Raw genomic sequence first — 18,905 nt, forward strand, 5'->3', positions numbered from 1 at the left:
CCAGACGACAGCCGTAAAACGACCGAAATTGCGATCACATTGGGCCATTCCAGTGCCTCACCGGGAGTGATCTTGCACCCGAATGGACGCACCCTCAGGCGAGCTGGACGAGTTCCAGGTAGTCCGCCGACCAGTGGTCCTCGGTCCCGTCGGGCAGCAGGATGACCCGCTCCGGCTCCAGGGCCTCGACCGCGCCCGGGTCGTGGGTCACCAGGACGACGGCGCCGGAGAAGCTGCGCAAGGCATCCAGGACCTGCGCGCGGCTGGCCGGGTCGAGGTTGTTCGTCGGCTCGTCGAGCAGCAAGACGTTGGCAGCGCTGGAGACCAGGCCGGCCAGCGCGAGCCGGGTCTTCTCGCCGCCGGAAAGCGTGCCGGCGGGCTGGTCGAGTTGTTCGCCGGTGAAGAGGAACGAACCCAGCAGGTTCCGCAACTCCTGCGCTCCGGTGTCCGGAGAGAGATGTCGGATGTTTTCCCACACCGACGCATCATGATCAAGAGTTTCGTGTTCCTGTGCGTAATAGCCCAAACGCATTCCGTGACCCGGCAGGATCTCGCCGGTGTCCGGGGTTTCCATTCCGCCGAGCAGCCGGAGCAAAGTGGTCTTTCCCGCACCGTTCAGGCCGAGCACGACCACCTTCGAACCGCGGTCGATCGCGAGGTCGACACCGGTGAAGATTTCCAGTGAGCCGTACGACTTCGACAGGCCCTCGGCGGTCAGCGGCGTGCGGCCGCAGGGCGCCGGGTCCGGGAACTTGATCCGGGCGACCTTGTCGGCCACCCGGGTCTCGTCGAGCGAGGACAGCATCTGCTCGGCGCGGCGCGCCATGTTCTTGGCCGCCACGGCCTTCGTCGCCTTCGCGCCGAGCTTCGCGGCCTGCTGCTGCAGCGCCGACGCCTTCTTCTCGGCGTTGGCGCGCTCGCGGCGGCGGCGCTTCTCGTCGGTGGCGCGCGCGTCGAGGTAGCGCTGCCAGCCCATGTTGTACAGGTCGAGCTCGGCGCGGGTGGCGTCGAGGAACCAGACCTTGTTGACGACGTCGCCGAGCAGCTCGACGTCGTGGCTGATCACGACCAGGCCGCCGTCGTGCTGCTTGAGGAAGCCGCGCAGCCAGTTGATGGAGTCGGCGTCGAGGTGGTTGGTCGGCTCGTCGAGCAGCAGGATCGTCTCGGACTTGCCGCCGGCGCCCGCTTCGGCCGCGGCGAACAGGATCCGGGCCAGCTCGACGCGGCGGCGCTGACCACCGGAGAGCGTCTGCAGCGTCTGCGCGAGGATCCGGTCGGCGAGCCCGAGGTTCGAGCAGATCCGCGCGGCTTCGCTCTCCGCCGCGTACCCGCCGAGGGACGCGAAGCGCTCTTCGAGCCGGGCGTAGCGGTTGATGGCCTTGTCGCGCGCGGCTTCGTCGACGAGCTCGGCCATGGAGGCCTGCGCCTTCTCCATGTCGCGCATCAGCTTGTCGAGGCCGCGCGCGGAGAGCACGCGGTCCTTCGCGGTGACCGAAAGATCACCTTCGCGCGGGTCCTGTGGCAGGTAGCCGAGCTCGCCGCTGCGGCGGACCTCACCCGCGTGCGGCTCGCCCTCGCCGGCGAGGACCTTCAGCGAGGTGGTCTTGCCCGCGCCGTTGCGGCCGACGAGGCCGATGCGGTCGCCGGACTGGATGCGGACGGTGACGCCGTTGAGCAGGATGCGCGAACCCGCGCGCAGCTCAAGGCCGGTGGCCGTGATCAAGGGAACTCCCGTGGACGGGGGTGAACGGAGGACAGCGACAGGCGGCCACTCGGGCCGCGGCGTCACTCCAGCTGGATATCCACGGAGACCAGTGTACGGGGCGGGGCCCACGGGTTTTTCCGGACGTGTGCGGTCTCACCCGTCGCGCAGCGTGACCTGCACCGACGTCGCGCGCACGGCCGCCTCTTGGAGAACGGCGAAGCTCGGCTCGCCGACCTCCAGCACGCGGGGCTCCGCGCGGGCGAACAGCGGCGCCAGCCGGCGGTCCCCGCGGAGTTCGTCGAGAGCGCGGCGGTCGCCGCCGAGCACCACGGCGTCCACTTCGGACAACCGCGGCACGAGCACCTCGACGGCGTCCTTCGCCGCGTCCTGGAGCGCGTGGCGCGCCTGTCCCGCGCGACGCCGGGCGAAGCGCTGCTGCGACCAGCCGCCCGCGGCCGAGCGGCTCTGCACGAGGTGCCGGTCGGTGCGCGAGACCTCGACCCGCCCGGCCCGCGCGATCCCGGCGCTGTGGCTGCCGAGCCGCACGAGCAGCAGCGCGATCCGCCGCGGCAGGAGCACGTGCGCGAGCAGCGCGTCGAGGGAGGGTTCGTCGAGCGGTCCGAAAGGGACGGTCGCGGTGGCGGTGGACCCGTCGGCCGCGGTCACCCGGACCTCGTCCGGCCCGGCCTCGGTGGCGGCGATCCCGCCGTGCCGTTCCGCGAACCGCGCGAAGAAGCCCTCGAGCCGCTCGGCCGGTACCTCGACCGCGCGGCCGCCGCCCGCGACTTCCTGGGGTTTCACGGGGAAAACGGTACGGGGCCGCCGCGAACTTCGCGACGGCCCCGCGTCGGGAAACTGCTTACAGCGGGTGCACCGGGCCGTTGTTCGTCACGCCCCGCACGTTCGACGGCGCGCCGGCCGCCGGGGGCTGCACGAACCCGTTGATGTGCAGCGCGACCGAGCGGATGAAGCCGGCGTCGCCGCCCGCCGCGTCCACCACGCCGAACGTCCACGTGCCGTCCGCGGCCGCGCCGGTCAGGCCGCCGGTCAGGGACTGCGTCGGCCGCCAGGTGCCGGTGAACGGCGCGTTCGCCGAGGTCACCGTGCTGAACGCGGCCGCCGCGTTGTCGGCGAAGACGACCTTGCACAGGTTCTTGCCCGAGCTGCCGTTGCGCTGGAACACCGTCGCCTTCGCACCCGAGGGCGCGGTCAGCGTGCCGACCAGGTCACCGACGTAGGAGTGGTTCAGGCCCACCGTCGTCGAGGCCGGGTCGGTGCTGCACGTGGTGCCGTCCACGGAGAACGTCACCTTGGACGCGCGGCCGACCCCGGTGACCGGGATGGTCACCGACGCGCCGACCGGGCTGTTGTCCGGGATCGCCACCGGCGCGCCGGTGTAGGCGAAGTCCTGCGCGACCGGCGACGGGGTGCCGACCGGGAGCGAGAACGTCTGCGTCGTCGGCGAGTGCGCGCCGGCGAAGGTGACGCGGGCGTTCAGCACCACCGGCACGCCGAGCTGCTGGCTCGCCGGGACGGTGATGGTGAAGTCGTTGACGCCGGTCTGTCCCGGGCTGATGGTGCCGTAGGACTTGGACCGCGGCGCCACCGTGACACCCGGGGTCGGGCTGGTGAGCACGACGCTGGTGGACACCGCGGTGCCGTCACCGTCGTTGGTCACCGGCAGCGTCACCTTGGCGGTGTCGCCCGGGTCGAGCGCCGAGCCGCCGTCGGCCGGGGTGACCGTCGGCTGCTTGGCCACCGCGAGCGGCTGCGGGCTGGCGCCGGTGTAGGCCAGCACCTTGTCCGCGAGGATGACGCCGGACCCGGTGAAGTTGTCGCGGCCCGGGGTTTCGATGTCGATCGCGGTGTTGATCAGCGCTTCGCGGACCTCGGACGGGGGCAGCCCGGGGTTGCCGGACAGCACGAGCGAGGCGATGGCGGCCGCGTGCGGTGCGGCGGCCGAAGTGCCGAAGAACGGGTTGAAGCCGGTCACGCTGGTGGTGACGCCGTCGGCCGCGGTGATCTCCGGCTTGTTCCGGACCTCGCCGCCGGTCGAAGACACGTTGCCCGGGGTGATGGGCGTGCCGTCGGCCTGGTAGAACACGCGGCGCGGGCCGTCGGAGGTGAACCGCTCGGCCTTGGTGGCGCCGCTGAACGCGCCCGGGTACGGGCCGGCCGGGTTGGCCGGGTCACCGGGCTCCAGGAGCCGGCCGAACGCCTTGGCCGCCGGGGCCGCCGCGACGCTGAAGGCGTCCCGCGCGGCCGAGTGGCCGACCGTCACGCCCGGGGTGTTGAAGGCCTTGAGGCCGTCCGCCGAGTCGGAGAACCGGCCGCGCAGCGCGGACAGCGACAGGTAGCGGTTCGCCCCGGAGAACTTCACGACGGCCAGGCGCAGCCCGGTGCCGCCGAAGGCCGGCGTCTGCAGGATCTCGAACGGGTCCTGGGTGCCGTCCTGGACGTTCTGGCTGAAGCTGACCACGGCACCCGCGGAGTTGAGCAGGTAGAGGTCGTAGTCGTTGGCCGAGTGCCCGATCGGGTCGGACCAGTGCAGCGTCACCGGGACGCCCGCCGAAGAGGCGTCCGAGATCGGCTCGAAGATCTGGTTGCCCGCCGCGCCGGCGAAGTTGTGCGCGGTGCCGGCGAACTTGCCGACCGACTTGCCCGAGTCGACGAAGTCGCCTTCCCAGTGCCCGGCGGTGCCGCTGGCGACGTTGCCCTCGTTGCCGGCCGAGGAGAAGTACAGCGCGCCGTCGGCGGTCACGTCGTTCACGGCCTGGGCGATGATCCAGTCCTGGAACGGCGATTCCTTGAAGTAGATGACGTCGTCGACGATGACGTCGCAGTGCGACTCGAAGCGCAGCTTGCGGATGTTGTCCGCGAAGCTGGCGTCGGAGTTGAACGCGGAGGCGAAGCCCAGCTTCGCGTTGGGCGCGAGGTCGTGGATGATCTCGAGCATCGCGGTGCCCTCGTCGCCGTCGCCCTCCTGGCCGGCGATGACGTCGACGTCGGGCGGCAGTTCGCCCTTGGCCACCGAAGCGGCCAGGGAGTCGACGCCGTCGGACAGGGCGCACGCCTTGACGCCGACGCCGGTGACGCCGAACTGCTGGCGCGCGATGTCGGCGTTGTGCGCGCGGTCGCCCTCGCTGGTGAGGGTCGCGGCCGCGGCGGCGCTGCGCTGGGACTTGGCGCTGACGGCCTTCTGCAGCTCGCCGGCGATGCGGTCGGCCTTCTGCTGCTTGGTTTCCGTCTTGCCGGGGGTCGTCGCGGGGGTGGCCAGCTCGCGGGCGGTCATCGCCCCGTCGGCCTGCTCGACGCGCTGGACGTCACCGCGGGCGGCGATCTCGCTGACCTTCGCCACCGGGACTTCGGCCCGGACGCTGCCGTAGCGGTCGGACACCGCGCGGATGCCCGCGCCGGCCTTGGTGAGCCCGGCGATCAGGTCCGGCGAGACCTTGCTCGCGCGGACGTCGACCAGGACGGTCCCCGCCGCGGAGACGCCGGACTGGAGCGCGTTCAGCTGCTTGGTGACGCCCTTTTCGGCGACGAGCAGCCTGCTGTCCACTTTGGACTCGACGGCGGTGCGGCCCGCCTTGACCGCCTGCAGCGCGGCGATCTGCTGCTGGGCGGTCTCGGTGAAGGCGTCCGGTGTGGACGCGGCGGCGGCCCCCGCCGCGGGTGGGGAAACCAAGCCGAGCGCGGCGAGCAGGGCCGCGGCTCCGGCGGTGAGCACAGTGGATCTCGATCTGTTGGAACGGGTACGACGCACGGGCGCCCTCCGAATCTCCAGGCGCGTGCCCCGACTCACGCTGACCGACCGCCGGTGATCACCGGCAGGATCAAGCTAAGTACGGTGTGTACTACGTAAGAACCCGCCGTTCGAGTGACAAAGGACGGGTAATTTCCGGAACGAGCCGGATGTCGTAGGCCGTTCAGCGCAACGGTGAACTTCCCACCGGACAAGGGCGGGACAACGACCCCACCGCAAGGGGCGACCACCGGCTGGGACGTCCACAATCACCACCGCGGGCGCGTGCAACCGCGCGGCCGGCAGGGGAAAGCCGTTACCGCGCTCAGAGCACGAACGAGTCCTGCCGCCACGGCACGCCGGTGCGCCACCGGAATCCGGCGACCGCCCGCCCCGCCCACCTCCGCGGGCGCTCCACCGGCCAGCGCTCACCCTTACCTCGCGAGCGAACAGCGGTCCGGCGGCGCGGCGACCCGCCCGGAACGCACGGACCGCACCGCCTCGGCGGGCCCACCGCCGGCGCGGGCAGCGGGCGGCCCGCTGCCGACGGCCCGCCTCCGCACGCTCAGAGCACGAACGAATCCGACCACGGTTGCGAAGCCCGCCCCGACAGCGCGTCCAAAAGGGTCACCGCCTGCTTGTCCGTCAGCGAAGCCACGAAGTCCACCACCGCACGGCCCCGGGCCAGCCCCCGCACCGCGTCCGCGCCGGTCACCGGCTCGCCCGTCGCGCCGACCAGCAGCTCCGGCGCCGTCCGCGCCAAGCCGTCGTACTCGGCTCGGGCCAGCTCGACCAGGTCGTGCAGCCGGCGCGGGAGGCGCGACACCTCGTCGCGGTCGAGCAGCCAGGCGTCGAGCGCGTCGACCAGGCTCGTCACCAGCCCGGCCTGGCCGCGCTGGTGCAGCGCCAGGTCGGGGCGCAGCAGCACGAACCGGCGGTGCACGAACTTGAGCACCTGGACCTCGTGCCACTGGGCGGGCCGCAGCGAGACGTGCCCGGTGCGGGTGGACGGCGACGCGAGCACGACCACGCCGTCGACCAGCCGGGCCGTCCAGTTCGCCGAGAACGCCGCCGTCGCCTGCTCGGCCTCGATCGAGCCGTCGAACTCCCCGGCCAAGAGCCCGTCGACCAGCTCCGCGCGCACCCGCGCGACGGCCGCGGCGAACGCGTCGTCGTCGACGATCCACGCGTCCTTGGCCTGCATGCGGCGGCGCAGCCGTTCCAGCGAACGGCCCGGGCGGCGCAGGTCCGCGTGCAGCGCCTCGTCGTCCAGCGCCGCCAGTTCGGCCGCGTGCTCGAGCCACTCCCCCAGCTCCGCGGCGACCGGCGCGTGCTGCAGCACCCCGATGCGGTGGAAGTCCTGGAGGTCGTGGATGGCGTAGGCGATGTCGTCGGCGGTGTCCATCACGGACGCCTCGACGGTCTGCTGCCAGCCTTCGACGCGGCCCGCGAACGCCGCGCGCGCGTGCTCGAAGTCGTCGAGTTCGGTGGCGTAGGCGGAGAACTTGGCCGCGCCGGTGCCCGGCAGGTCGCCGGGCTCGCCGGCCCCGCGCGGCGGCACGGCCATCGCCGACGGGTGCGGCGCGGGGTGGTGCAGCCGCAGCCACGGGTACTTGAGGACGGCGGCGCGCACCGCCGTGGTGAGGTCGAGCCCGACCGCCGACGGCCCGCGCACGTCGGTCGTGGTGATGATCCGGAACGTCTGCGCGTTGCCTTCGAAGCCGTCGGCGAGGCCGAAGCGGTGCCGGGCGATCCGGTCGAGCGTCTGCTCGCCGAGGTGCCCGAACGGCGGGTGCCCGAGGTCGTGGGCGAGCGCGGCGGCCTCGGCGACGTCGGGGTCGCAGCCGCCCAGCTTGTCGGCGAGGCCGGCGTCGGGCCCGGCGGTGATGCGCTCGGCGATGGCGCGGGCGACCTGCGCGACCTTCAGGCTGTGGGTGAGCCGGTTGTGCAGCAGCCCGGCCCCGCCGGCGCTGACCACCTGCGTCACCCCGCCGAGGCGCGCGAAGAACGGCGACGCGGCGATCCGGTCGCGGTCGATCCGGAACGGGCTGGTCGCCAGGTCGGTGAACCCGCCGGCGCCGGCCGCGGGGTCGCGCCGGGCCGTCCGCGGGTCGGTCTCCTGATCCATGCGCCCGACCCTATCCGGCGATTCACCTGAACGGCGGGCAGGCGCGTGGGTACCCCGGTGGCATGTCCCGACGGATGGTCACGGCACTCGCGGTCCTCGCCTTCGCCCCGGTCGCCTGCGGCGTCACACCCGGCGCACCCGGCACACCCGGCCCGTCGACGGTCGTCAAGACCGCGACCTCGGCGCCCGCGCAGCTGGTCAAGGTCCCGGACGTGTCCGGGATGAACCACCAGGACGCCCAGGACGCGATGCAGCGCGCCGGGCTCTACAACCTGCGGGAGGTCGACGGCTCCGGGCAGGGCCGGATGCTGGTGATCGACCGCAACTGGGTGCAGACCGGCCAGGACCCCGCGCCCGGCACCGAGGTCCGGGCGGACGCGGTGATCACCCTGACCGCGGTGAAGTACACCGACCGCTAGGCCTCCGGCGGGGTCGTGTACGCCTTCAGCGTGCGGTCGGCGGCCGCGCGCGCCTTCGCCGGGTCCGCACCCGCCGCGACGTCCGCCTCGTACCAGGCCTCGTTCGACGCCGTCATGAAGCGGATGCCCTCGGGCGACATCATCCAGGCCATCGCCGCTTCCGGGTCGACCGCCGAACCGCGGTTGGCCAGGTGCAGGACCAGGCCGACCAGCGCGCCGTCCCAGCCGATGCCGACCGCGCCCGGGCCGAACTCGTCCCAGCGCTCGTCGACGTGGGCGACGTGCTCCAGCTCGAACCGCGTGCCCTGGCCCTCCGCGGTCAGCCGCACCTCGATCCAGCTCACCTGGCCGCCGAACTCCCAGGTGGCCGCGAAGCTCTTCGGCGGGTCGCAGCGCTGGACCGTGCCGCCCGCGTTGCCCTCCAGCTGGTAACTGCCGCCGACCTTCAGCTCGCCCTTCACCGGCAGGAACCAGCGCGGGATGCGCTCGGGGTTCGTGCAGGCGTCCCACAGGTCGTCGACGTCGGTGTCGTAGACCTGGCTGATCGTGAGCACCCGGGCCTGCTTCCCCTCGAGCACCCGGTCGCCGAGGGTGCGGCGCACGGCGCTGATCTGGTGGCTGACTTCGATCACGGGGAGTCTCCTTGTTCGGTGAGGCGCCGGGCGCGCTTGCCGCGGGCGATTTCGGTGGCCAGTGCGTCCAGGGGCGGTGTCCAGTACCGGCGGAACCGGTCGAGCCAGACATCGACGTCGCGCAGCGGCGCGTGCCCGACCGCGTAGAGCCGCCTCGTCCCGTCCTGGCGGACGACCGCGAAGCCGCTCTCCCGCAGGACCTTCAGGTGCTGCGACACGGCGGGTTGCGAGATGCCGAACTCGGCCCGGATCACCTCGGTGACCGCGCCGGCCGCCCGCTCGCCGTCGGCCAGCAGCTCGAGGATCCGGCGGCGGACCGGGTCGCCGAGGACGTCGAACGCGTGCACCCGGCCAAGCTACAAGTCCGCACTTATATAAGTCAAGGATGAACTAGTGGCGGTTGTCACGCGCAGTTACTCCGATGTGGGTAACGCCGGTGAACATCAGACGACATCCGTTTCGCTCGCGCGGCCCAGCCGCGAGGATCGGATCGTGAAGTCGCCACGCGCGGTCCGCTTCGCCTTCCAGCCGCTGTACAGCCTCCAGACCGGGGGTGTCGTGGCGCACGAAGCGCTGGCCAGGCCCGGCCACGGAACGGTCCCCGACCTCCTCGCGCAGGCCCGCCGCGAAGGCCGGCTCGCCGAGGCCGACCTCGGGCTCGCCATCGCCGCCGTCCGCCAGGACGCCGAAGAGCCGACCTCGCTCCCCCTGCACCTGAACCTCTCCGCCCGGACGCTGGCCGCGCCCGCGGCGATGTTCGACGACCTGCTGGCCGAGCTCGGCGACGCCGGCCGCCGTACCCGGGACGTCGTGCTCGAGATCGGGCCGCCGTTCGCGGCGGTGCCCGGCGAGCGCGCGCTGTCCGGGATGCGGACGCTGACCGAGCTGGGCTTCCGGCTCGCCCTCGACGGGCTCGGCCGCGGCGACCTGCCGCTGGGCCTGCTCGTCGACGCGCCGGTCGACGTCGTCAAGCTCGACCGCACGGTGCTGCGCGGCCTGCCGGACGACCCGGCCGCGGTCGCCGTCGTCGAGGCGTTGCTGCACTTCACGAACCGCACCGGCACGCGGCTGGTCGCGACGGGGCTGGAGACCGACGCCCAGCTCGAGGCCGTCCGCGGGCTCGGCGTCCGGATCGCGCAGGGCAACCTGCTGGCCCCGCCCACGGCGGAAGGCCCGGCCCCGGCCCTGCTGACGCGGCCGCGGGCGGCCGTCGCACCGGGTCCGGCGAAGTGCGTCGGCGACTTCCTGCGCCCGGCGACGACGTTGCCGGAGTCCGCGACGTGCGACGAAGTCCGCGAAGTGCTCGCGGCGGCCGACGCGCCTTCGGGCGTGGTCGGGGTGGACGAGCTGAACCGGCCGCGCTGGTCGGTCGACCGGACGCGGTTCCTGGTCGCCGTGACCGGCCCGTACGGGCACGCGCTGCACGCGAAGCGCCCGGCGGCCCGGCTCGCCGACACCCCGCACACGATCGAGGCCCGCGCCGGCGCGATGGAGTTCCTCGAGCTGGTCACCGACGCCGACTGGGGCCGCACCGGCGACGACGTCGTCGTGGTCGACGAGGTCGGCCGCTGCCTCGGCGTCGTGCTGGTGACCGAGGTGGTGCGCGGGGTGGCCGAGGCGAAGGTCGAGGCCGCGGCGGCGTTGAACCCGCTGACCCGGCTGCCGGGCAGCGACACGGTCGCCCGCGACGTCGCCCGCCGCATCACCATCGGCGAGCCGTTCGTGGCGGCGTGGCTCGACATCGACAGCTTCAAGGCGGTCAACGACACGGCGGGGTTCGCCGCGGGCGACAACCTGATCCGCGAGCTGGGCCGCGCCCTCACCGACCTGAGCGGCGGCCTGCGCCGCATGCGGGTGAGCCACGTCGGCGGCGACGACTTCCTGGTGGTCTGCGACGTCGACGAGATCGCCACGGTGGCCGGCGCCCTGCTGGACCGCCACTGGTCGGCCGACGGCCTCCCGGTGACGGTGTCGCTGGCGACGCTGGTCTGCGCGAGCGACGCGATCCGTTCGTACCAGGAGGTTTCGCGGCTGCTGGCGCCGTTGAAGAAGCGCGCGAAGGCGGTCCCCGGGTCGAGCTGGGTCCTCGGCCGCCCGGGCGCGGAGCGCGTCGAGGTCCTGCGCGGCATCGGCACCCGCGGCTTGCAGGCCGCCGCGGGTTGACACCCACCGGCGAACCTTCGCGGGTCAACGGCCGGTTGCGCCGTCGATCAGCTCCCGCAGGATGTCCATGTGGCCGGCGTGGCGGCCGGTCTCCTCGATCAGGTGGGTCAGCGCCCACCGCAGGCTCGCCACGTCGCCGGCCGTCACCGCCGCGTCCACCCTCGCCGCCGTCTCGCGGTACGCGCCCACGACGTCCTCCACGCTTTCGCTCGGCTTGGCGTGGAAGGTCGCCGCCCAGCGAGTGGTCCGCTCGCCCAGGACCCAATGGCGCTCGACGTGCGTCAGGTGCTTCACCAGCCCGAGCAGGTTCGTCCCGGACGGCACCCCCGGCGTCCGCACCGCGGGCTCCGCGACACCGTCGACCTTCGCGATCACCGCGGCACGCAGGTAACCGAGGAAGCCCAGCAGCACCTCCCGCTCCCCCGGGCCGGTCCGCGGCGGGCCGGCGTCCCGGCGCGCCATCAGGCGGCCCGCCGGACGACCAGCACGTGGTCGGTCACCGTCGCGGTCTGCCCGGCCGGGCCGGTCGCCACCCGCCGCGGCGCGTCCGCGCGCTCCGCCCGCCAGCCGGCGTCCAGCTCCAGCTCGGCGAACACCGCCTCCGGCGTGGGGAAGTCGCCCTCGGTGTTCCACGACCAGGGCGCGGCCGACCCGTGGTCGACGACCACCAGCCGGCCGCCGGGACGCAGTGCGTGCGCCGCGGTGCGCAGGACCCGGGCCCGCGGCAGCTCGAACGGCGTGTGGAAGTACTGCGCGGACACCAGGTCGAACTCCCCCGCCGGGAACTCCTCGGCCAGGTCGGCCCGGACCGCGGACACCGGCAGGCCGCGCGCGTTCTCGGCCAGGCGGGCCACGGCGTTGGCCGAGATGTCGGCCGCGGTGACCCGCCAGCCGCGCGCGGCCAGCCAAAGCGCGTCGCCGCCGGCGCCGCAGCCCAGGTCCAGCGCCGTGCCCGGCGGCAGTTCGGCGGCGATCTCGGCGAGCAGGGGGTTCACCCGGGTGGTGCGGGGCTCGCGGTAGTGGTCGTCCCAGAAGCGGACGGCGTCCATGACTCTCCTTCGTGCGGGGGTACGGCGTTCACCGTGCCCCGCGTGCCCTCGGCGGCGCACGAAAACTTGCCGGACCGGCAAGACTGGGGGCATGAGCGAGGAGATCGACACCGTCCTGGACGCGGTCGGGCCGCGGTTGCGCGCGCTGCGGCGGCTGCGCGGCAGCACCCTGGCCGGGGTCTCGGCCGAGACCGGGATCTCGGAAAGCACCCTGTCGCGGCTGGAAAGCGGGCTGCGGCGGCCGAACCTGGAACTGCTGCTGCCGCTGTCACGCGCCTACGACGTCCCGCTCGACGACCTCGTCGGCGCCCCGCGCACCGGCGACCCGCGCGTCCACCTGCACCCGGTGCACCGGTACGGCATGACTTTCGTGCCGCTCACCCGCCGCCCCGGCGGCGTGCACGCGTACAAGATGCTGATCCCCGCCACCGGCGAGCCCGCCAAGCCGACACCGCAGACGCACAGCGGCTACGAGTGGCTCTACGTCCTCAACGGGACGCTGCGGCTGGTCGTCGGCGACCGCGACCTCGACCTGCCGCCGGGCGAGGCCGCGGAGTTCGACACGACCGCGCCGCACTGGCTGGGCTCCGCCGACGGCCGCGCGGTCGAGCTGCTGATCCTGTTCGGCCTGCAGGGCGAGCGCGTGCACGTCCGGCCGCGCGACGATCAGCCGTGAGCCGCCCGGTAGCCCGCGAACCGCTCGTCGACTTCCTCGGGCGTCAAGCCGAAGTCCGCGAGGCTGTACCGGTGCACGGGTTTCCGTTCCCCCGTCCGGCTTTGCCCGTGCACCGCGGTCATGGCCGCCCGCGCCTCGCCGGTGAGCTCGAGTCCGAAGTGGTCGTACACAGTGGACACCGTGCCGATCGGGTCGGCGACGAAGTCTTCGTAGGCCACGTCGCAGAACTGCGCCGGGTCGTAGCGCCCTCGGGCCAGCAGGAAGTCGTCGGCGCCGCGGGCCCACAGGTCGAGCTGGCCGCGGCCGATCACCTCGCCGCGGAACTTCGTCGACCAGCCGTCCGCGGCCTTTTCGGCGAGGCTGCACATCGAGCCCATGATCGTCCGCGGCGCCCGGTGCGTCTGGATCACCAGCGCGTCCGGGTAGTTCGCCATCAGCGCGTCAAGCGCGAACAGGTGGCTCGGGTTCTTGAGCACCCAGCGCTTGCCCGCGTCCGGCAGCCCGATCAGCTGCAGGTTGCGCCGGTGCCGGGCGTAGGCGTCCGTCCAGTCCTCCTTGGCCAGCCAGCGCGAGTAGCGCGGGAGGTGCGCGAGGCACTCGAACGAAACCGAGCGCATCGACTGGCGCAGCAGCTGCCAGCACTCCTCCACCTGGTCGGCGGACATGTGGTGCACGCCCATGAACTCCGGGTGCTCGACGTGGTGGCGTTCGTACCCGGCCTGGATCCCTTGGAAAATGGGATTTTCCGCCCACGTCTCCCGCGGCGGCCGCGGCTGCGGGACCTCCGCGAGCCACACTTCGAGACCCTGGTGCGCGGGGTCCTCGACGAGCAGCCGGTGCAGCGCGGTGGTGCCGGTGCGGGGCAGGCCGGTGACGAAGATCGGCCGTTCGACGCGGACGTCCGCGTGATCCGGGTTCTGCTTCCAGGACGCCTCGCTCAGCAGCCGCGCCACGAGCGCGCCGCGCAGCATCGCCCGGTGCACCTTGTTGCCGAACGGCGTGAGGTCCTCGTCGGCCTCGTACGACTCCAGCAGCACGCGCAGGCCCTCGAGGTATTCGCCGGTGCCGAAGTCGTCGAGCCCGGTGAGCTTCGACGCCGACGCGTGCAGGTCTTCGACGGTGCCGACGTCTTCGCGGCCGGGGAGCATCGAACCTCCTAGTGGTGGTACTCGCCGCCGTTGACGTCGAGGCACTGCCCGGTGATCGCGCGCGCCATCGGCGAGGCGAGGAACACCACGGCGTCGGCGATCTCGTCGGGCTCGGGCAGCTTGCGCAGGTCTATCGTGGACGCGGTTTCGGCGTAGACCTCTTCGGGCGTGATCCCGCGTTCCTTGGCCAGGTAAGTGAAGTACCACTTGAGGTTCGGCGCCCAGATGTAGCCGGGCGCGACGGTGTTGACGCGGACGCCGTCCGGGCCGACCTCGCTGGCGAGGCTCTGCGACAGCGACAGCAGCGCGGACTTCGCCATCTTGTACGCGCCGAACGTGCGCCGCGAATGCCGCAGCACGGCCGAATTGATCATCACCAGCGAGCCCTTGCTCTCCTTGAGCGCGGGCAGGAACAGCCGGGTCAGCCGGAGCACCGAGATCGCCGCGGTTTCGAAGCCCTTCCGGACGGCGTCGAGGTCCACAGTGGCCAGATCGGTCAGCGGCGGGACGGCGAAGGCGTTGTGCACCAACGCGTCGACGCGGCCGAACGCCTCCAGTGCCTCGTTGGCGAGGTTCTCGGCGGAGCCGGCGTCGTCGATGTCGGTCCGGATCGCGACGGCGCGGCGCCCGAGGTCGGTGACCTCCTTGGCGACCTCGGTGAGCCGCGACTCGGTGCGCGCGGCGAGCACGACGTCCGCGCCCGCCGCCGCGCTCCGCACGGCGATCGACCGGCCGAGTCCCGGCCCGATGCCCGAGACCACGACGACCTTGCCCTGCAACAGATCCGCCACGCTCACCCCAGCATCCGGGCGGCGACGGCGTCCTGCCGCGCCGCGATCCGCGCCGTCCACTCGGCCGGCGTCACGCGTGCTTCCTCGTGGTAGGGCAGCCGGTCCGGCAGCTCGTCCACCTTGACCACCTCGACCACCGGGCCGTCGGCCGCATCGAGGTCGCGGTTGAGCCGCTGCCAGCGGATCTGGACGTACCCGCGGTCGTGCCCGGTGCGCTCCAGCCAGTTGGCCAGCCCCGGGTCGCGCTCGCTGATCACGAACCGGATCTTGCCGTCGGGGTCGACGCGCGCCTGGTCGGCGGTGAGGCTCGTCTGGTGGTTGATGTAGTCGAGCGAGACGTACCAGAGGCTGCCGAGCTGGATGCCCTGGTAGGGCGCGTCCGCGCAGCGCGGCACGGTGACGATCAGCGCCTCTTCGTCGCCGAGCTCGTAGTGGCCGGCGGAGGAGAACTGCGTGGTCAGGCCGCCGGGGGTCGACCGCGGCTCGGTCATCGTGTTGACCGGCAGGTCGTAGTAGAACCACTTCGGGAAGGCGAGGAACGTCTTGAGCCGGCTCAGCAGCATCTTGCCGGTGACGCCGTAGCGCTTGGCCAGCGCCGTCCGGTCGGGCACCGGTGGCGCCTGCCCGGCGGTGTCGACGCACCGGATCCGGATCTCGCCGCGCCGCTCGGTCGCCCAGTCGCTGTGGACCTCGCGGACCACGAGCATCGACGAGCCCTTGCCGAGGGTGAAGTAGTTCGGGCCCGGGTTCTCGCGGGCCGGGCCGAAGCGCAGTTCGAACCGGCCGTCTTCACCGATTTCGATGGCGCGGTCGTCGAACGCGGTCAGGCTGTCGGGCACCACGACCGGCGAGTAGTCGCCGTTGAGGACCTGGAAGCTCAGGTCGGCGGTCGTCCCGCGGACGCCGGTGACCAGGTATTCGCGGTCGTCGCGGATGTTCGCGTTGAAGTAGAGGGTGTCCGGGTTGTCCAGGCCCATCTTCGTGTACGGCCCGGTGGACGCGGTGAAGTACGGGAAGTCGCGCTGGTAGGCCCAGGCCATCTGCACCGACGCGCGGATGCTGCCGGCGAGGTAGTCGTAACCCTCGAGGAGGTCCTGCTCGGTCTTCACGTGCGGCGCTCCGGCGATCAGCTTCTCGGCCTCGGCGATGGCGTCGGCGAACGGCCGGGTCAACGAGAACTCGTTCTCGATCATGCCGGCACGGCCCAGCGGTTCGCGAGCAGCCGGAAGCCCGGGGTGTCCGCCCAGGAGAGCATCGACTCGTACGTCCGGACGTAGCCGATGTGCGTCATGCGCCAGGCGCCGTCGGCTTCGCGGCGGTAGGTGTCCTCGTAGAACGCGGCACCTTCGATGATCACCTTGTGCTCGGGCACGATGACCTTGTCGGTGAACGACCACCGCCCGGTCGCGGTGTCGCCGTCGACTTCGATCTCGGGCTGACCTGCGTGGTGCACGGTGATGATGCCGTTGCCGAGGCTCTCGGTGAGGAACGCGACGATGGCGTCGCGCCCTTCGAAGTGCTTCCCGTCCTCGCCGGTCGCGCGGGTCCCGTAGTCGGCCGTGGCGTCGGCGGTGAAGGTGTCGGCCACCTCGTCCCACTGCTTCAGGTCGACCGCGCGGAGGTAGCGGTACTTCAGCCGGCGGATCTCTTCGAGTACGACCAGGTCCATCGTCCTAGGGTCCCGCACCGCTTGACCGATGACAAGAACATGTTCTACTTTTTTCCGGTGTCCGTGACCTCGTACGAGCTCTCGCACCTGGCCGCGCTCGAAGCGGAGGCCGTGCACGTCTTCCGCGAGGTCGCGGCGACCTTCGAGCGCCCGGTCCTGCTGTTCTCCGGCGGCAAGGACTCCGTGGTGATGCTCCACGCCGCCGCCAAGGCGTTCTGGCCGGCGCCACTCCCCTTCCCGGTGCTGCACGTCGACACCGGCCACAACTTCGACGAGGTGCTGCGCTTCCGCGACGAGACCGTCGCCGCGCTGAACCTGCGCCTCGAGGTCGCGAGCGTGCAGGACGACATCGACGCCGGCCGCGTCGTCGAGGAGACCGGCCCGGGCACCAGCCGCAACCGGCTGCAGACCGTGACGCTCCTGCGCGCGATCCGCGAGGGCGGGTTCGACGCCGTGTTCGGCGGGGCCCGCCGCGACGAGGAGAAGGCCCGCGCGAAGGAACGCGTGTTCAGCTTCCGCGACGAGCACGGCCAGTGGGACCCGCGGGCGCAGCGCCCGGAGCTGTGGAACCTCTACAACGGGCGGCACCGGCGCGGTGAGCACATCCGCGTCTTCCCGCTGTCGAACTGGACCGAGCTCGACATCTGGCAGTACGTCCGGGACGAACGGATCGCGCTGCCGCCGCTGTACTACGCGCACCAGCGTGCCGTGGTGCAGCGCGACGGCATGCTGCTGGCGGCGACCCGGTTCCTGTCCCTTGTGGACGGCGAGACGCCGTACGAGGCGACCGTGCGCTTCCGGACCGTCGGCGACGCCACCTGCACGGGCTGCGTCGAATCGTCGGCGTCGACACCGTCCGAAGTGGTCGCCGAGGTGGCCGCCACCCGCGTCACCGAACGCGGCGCGACGCGGGCGGACGACCGGATTTCCGAGGCAGGCATGGAAGACCGCAAGCGGGAGGGCTACTTCTGATGCAGCTGCTGAGGATCGCCACGGCGGGCAGCGTGGACGACGGGAAGTCCACGCTGATCGGCAGGCTGCTGTTCGACTCGAAGGCGATCTTCACCGATCAGCTCGCCGCCGTCGAACGCGCCAGCCGTGAACGCGGCGAGGACTACCCGGACCTCGCGCTGCTCACCGACGGCCTGCGCGCCGAGCGCGAGCAGGGCATCACGATCGACGTCGCGCACCGCTACTTCGCCACGCCCAAGCGGAAGTTCATCATCGCCGACACCCCGGGGCACCTGCAGTACACGCGGAACATGGTGACCGGCGCGTCGACGGCGGACCTGGCGCTGGTCCTGGTGGACGCGCGCAAGGGCGTGCTGGAGCAGTCACGGCGGCACGCGTTCCTCGCGTCGCTGCTCGGGATCGGGCACCTCGTGGTGTGCGTGAACAAGATGGACCTCGTCGGGTGGTCGCCGGCGCGCTTCGAGGAGATCCGCGAGGAGTTCCGGCGGTTCGCGATGAAGCTCGACGTCGCCGACCTGACGTTCGTGCCGGTTTCGGCGCTGCACGGCGACAACGTCGTCCACCGCAGCGCGAGCATGCCCTGGTACGAAGGAACTTCGCTGCTGCACCAGCTCGAAGAGGTGCACGTCGCCTCCGACCGCAACCTGATCGACGCCCGGTTCCCGGTGCAGTACGTCATCCGCCGGCCGGACTTCCGCGGCTACGCGGGCACCATCGCGGGCGGGGTGTTCAAGCCGGGCGACGAGGTGGTGGCGCTGCCGTCGGGGTTCACCTCCCGCGTCCGCGCCGTGTGGGGCCCCGGCGGGACCCCGCTCGCGGAAGCCTTCACCGGCCAGGCGGTGACGGTCGAGCTGGCCGACGACCTGGACCTGGGGCGCGGCGCGATGCTCTGCCGCCCGGGCAACCGCGCGGAGACCGCGCGCGAGGTCGACGCGCTGGTGTGCTGGTTCTCCTCGCGGTCGTCGCTGACGCCGGGCGCCACGTTCGCGGTGCGGCACACGACGTCCGAGACGCGGGGCACGGTGGAGAAGCTGGAGTACCGCCTCGACGTGACGACGCTGCACCGCGACTCCGCGGAATCGTTGTCCTTGAACGACATCGGCCGCATCCGGCTGCGCACGCGGGCGCCGCTGCTGTTCGACCCCTACCGCCGCAACCGCGCCACGGGCGGGTTCCTGCTGGTCGACGAGCACACCGGCGACACGGTCGCGGCGGGCATGATCACCGGCGCCCCGGCGTCCCCGGTCGTCTGGCACACCGCGGCGGTCCGCCGCGAGGACCGCCCGACCCGGGGCGCGACGGTGTGGCTCACCGGCCTTTCGGCGTCGGGCAAGTCGTCGGTGGCGGTGGAGCTCGAACGCCGGCTGGTCGCGGCCGGCCGCCCGGCGTACCTCCTGGACGGCGACAACCTGCGCCACGGACTGAACGCGGGCCTCGGTTTCAGCCCGGAGGACCGCGCGGAGAACGTCCGGCGGGTGGCCGAGGTGGCCCGCCTGTTCGCGGACGCGGGCGTGGTGGCGATCGCGTCCCTGATCAGCCCTTACGCATCGGACCGGGCTCGCGCGCGGGAGGTGCACGCGGACCTGCCGTTCGTGGAGGTCTTCGTGGACACGCCCCTGGAGGTGTGCGAGGCACGCGACCCGAAGGGCATGTACGCGAAGGCGCGTGCCGGGGAGATCAAGGGGTTCACCGGCGTCGACGCGCCGTACGAGCGGCCGTCGTCGCCGGACCTGATCCTCCACCCGGCCGACGGCGACCCGGCGGCCATGGCGGCGTCGATCCAGGCCCTGCTGGACGACCTCGGCTGA

At 72.4% G+C, this 18,905-nt stretch carries 17 protein-coding genes; 5 read left to right on the plus strand and 12 right to left on the minus strand.

The features are described 5' to 3' along the window. Positions 1–94: 94 nt before the first annotated feature. The 4 genes from AB0B33_RS18985 to dgt all read right to left on the minus strand — a co-directional run bounded on the left by AB0B33_RS18985 (position 95) and on the right by dgt (position 7,578). Positions 95–1,723, minus strand: a complete 1,629-nt coding sequence (locus tag AB0B33_RS18985) for an ABC-F family ATP-binding cassette domain-containing protein (protein WP_247011426.1) — start codon at positions 1,721–1,723, stop codon at positions 95–97. A 135-nt stretch (positions 1,724–1,858) separates the two neighbouring features. Further along, positions 1,859–2,506, minus strand: a complete 648-nt coding sequence (locus AB0B33_RS18990) for an acVLRF1 family peptidyl-tRNA hydrolase (protein ID WP_360773225.1) — start codon at positions 2,504–2,506, stop codon at positions 1,859–1,861. Positions 2,507–2,564: 58 nt separating this feature from the next. Beyond that, entirely contained in the window at positions 2,565–5,435 is a 2,871-nt protein-coding gene (locus AB0B33_RS18995; protein ID WP_360773228.1) for a S8 family serine peptidase, read from the minus strand. 580 nt (positions 5,436–6,015) lie between these two features. Beyond that, positions 6,016–7,578, minus strand: coding sequence for a dGTP triphosphohydrolase (gene dgt / locus AB0B33_RS19000; protein ID WP_247011432.1), 1,563 nt, complete (start codon positions 7,576–7,578; stop codon positions 6,016–6,018). Between the two features lie 62 nt (positions 7,579–7,640). Here dgt and AB0B33_RS19005 point away from each other — a divergent pair, with 62 nt between their 5' ends. Next, positions 7,641–7,997, plus strand: coding sequence for a PASTA domain-containing protein (locus AB0B33_RS19005; protein ID WP_360773231.1), 357 nt, complete (start codon positions 7,641–7,643; stop codon positions 7,995–7,997). On the opposite strand, the gene AB0B33_RS19010 is transcribed toward AB0B33_RS19005, so the two are convergent. Next, on the minus strand, positions 7,994–8,629 hold the full coding sequence (locus AB0B33_RS19010) for an SRPBCC family protein (protein WP_360773234.1): 636 nt from the start codon (positions 8,627–8,629) through the stop codon (positions 7,994–7,996). The genes AB0B33_RS19005 and AB0B33_RS19010 overlap by 4 nt on opposite strands. After that, positions 8,626–8,976, minus strand: coding sequence for a metalloregulator ArsR/SmtB family transcription factor (locus tag AB0B33_RS19015; protein ID WP_360773236.1), 351 nt, complete (start codon positions 8,974–8,976; stop codon positions 8,626–8,628). Before AB0B33_RS19015 ends, AB0B33_RS19010 begins: the two co-directional genes overlap by 4 nt. A 145-nt stretch (positions 8,977–9,121) precedes the next feature. On the opposite strand from AB0B33_RS19015, the gene AB0B33_RS19020 reads away from it, so the two are divergent. Then, the gene (locus AB0B33_RS19020) at positions 9,122–10,792 is read left to right on the plus strand and encodes a GGDEF domain-containing protein (RefSeq protein WP_360773239.1); all 1,671 of its coding nucleotides are present in this window, start codon (positions 9,122–9,124) and stop codon (positions 10,790–10,792) included. A gap of 24 nt (positions 10,793–10,816) precedes the next feature. On the opposite strand, the gene AB0B33_RS19025 is transcribed toward AB0B33_RS19020, so the two are convergent. Continuing rightward, positions 10,817–11,254 (minus strand): DinB family protein, encoded by a 438-nt coding sequence (locus tag AB0B33_RS19025; protein ID WP_360773242.1) that lies wholly within the window; start codon positions 11,252–11,254, stop codon positions 10,817–10,819. Beyond that, a complete protein-coding gene (locus tag AB0B33_RS19030) occupies positions 11,254–11,841 on the minus strand; it encodes a class I SAM-dependent methyltransferase (protein WP_360773245.1) in 588 nt (195 codons plus the stop codon). Before AB0B33_RS19030 ends, AB0B33_RS19025 begins: the two co-directional genes overlap by 1 nt. 91 nt (positions 11,842–11,932) lie before the next feature. Here AB0B33_RS19030 and AB0B33_RS19035 point away from each other — a divergent pair, with 91 nt between their 5' ends. Then, on the plus strand, positions 11,933–12,517 hold the full coding sequence (locus AB0B33_RS19035; RefSeq protein WP_360773248.1) for an XRE family transcriptional regulator: 585 nt from the start codon (positions 11,933–11,935) through the stop codon (positions 12,515–12,517). Here AB0B33_RS19035 and AB0B33_RS19040 read toward each other — a convergent pair. The 4 genes from AB0B33_RS19040 to AB0B33_RS19055 are packed head-to-tail and all read right to left on the minus strand — an operon-like array spanning position 12,508 to position 16,125. Further along, positions 12,508–13,665, minus strand: a complete 1,158-nt coding sequence (locus tag AB0B33_RS19040; protein WP_360773251.1) for a sulfotransferase — start codon at positions 13,663–13,665, stop codon at positions 12,508–12,510. The two genes, AB0B33_RS19035 and AB0B33_RS19040, sit on opposite strands and share 10 nt — an antisense overlap. Before the next feature lie 8 nt (positions 13,666–13,673). After that, positions 13,674–14,462: an SDR family oxidoreductase gene (locus AB0B33_RS19045; RefSeq protein WP_360773253.1), complete on the minus strand. Its 789-nt coding sequence runs from the start codon at positions 14,460–14,462 to the stop codon at positions 13,674–13,676. Continuing rightward, complete coding sequence (locus tag AB0B33_RS19050; RefSeq protein WP_360773256.1) at positions 14,459–15,649, minus strand: hypothetical protein; 1,191 nt, start codon at positions 15,647–15,649, stop codon at positions 14,459–14,461. The genes AB0B33_RS19045 and AB0B33_RS19050 overlap by 4 nt, the downstream gene beginning before the upstream one ends. After that, positions 15,646–16,125, minus strand: a complete 480-nt coding sequence (locus AB0B33_RS19055) for a nuclear transport factor 2 family protein (RefSeq protein WP_247011453.1) — start codon at positions 16,123–16,125, stop codon at positions 15,646–15,648. Before AB0B33_RS19055 ends, AB0B33_RS19050 begins: the two co-directional genes overlap by 4 nt. A 39-nt stretch (positions 16,126–16,164) precedes the next feature. Between AB0B33_RS19055 and cysD the strand changes: the two genes are divergently transcribed. Together cysD and cysC are read left to right on the plus strand one after the other, a co-directional pair. Next, positions 16,165–17,097, plus strand: coding sequence for a sulfate adenylyltransferase subunit CysD (gene cysD / locus AB0B33_RS19060; RefSeq protein ID WP_360773258.1), 933 nt, complete (start codon positions 16,165–16,167; stop codon positions 17,095–17,097). Further along, positions 17,097–18,905: an adenylyl-sulfate kinase gene (gene cysC / locus AB0B33_RS19065; protein ID WP_360773261.1), complete on the plus strand. Its 1,809-nt coding sequence runs from the start codon at positions 17,097–17,099 to the stop codon at positions 18,903–18,905. The genes cysD and cysC overlap by 1 nt, the downstream gene beginning before the upstream one ends.

This window comes from Amycolatopsis sp. NPDC049159, assembly GCF_040648295.1.
In the GTDB taxonomy this organism is placed as follows: Bacteria; Actinomycetota; Actinomycetes; order Mycobacteriales; family Pseudonocardiaceae; genus Amycolatopsis; species Amycolatopsis pretoriensis_A.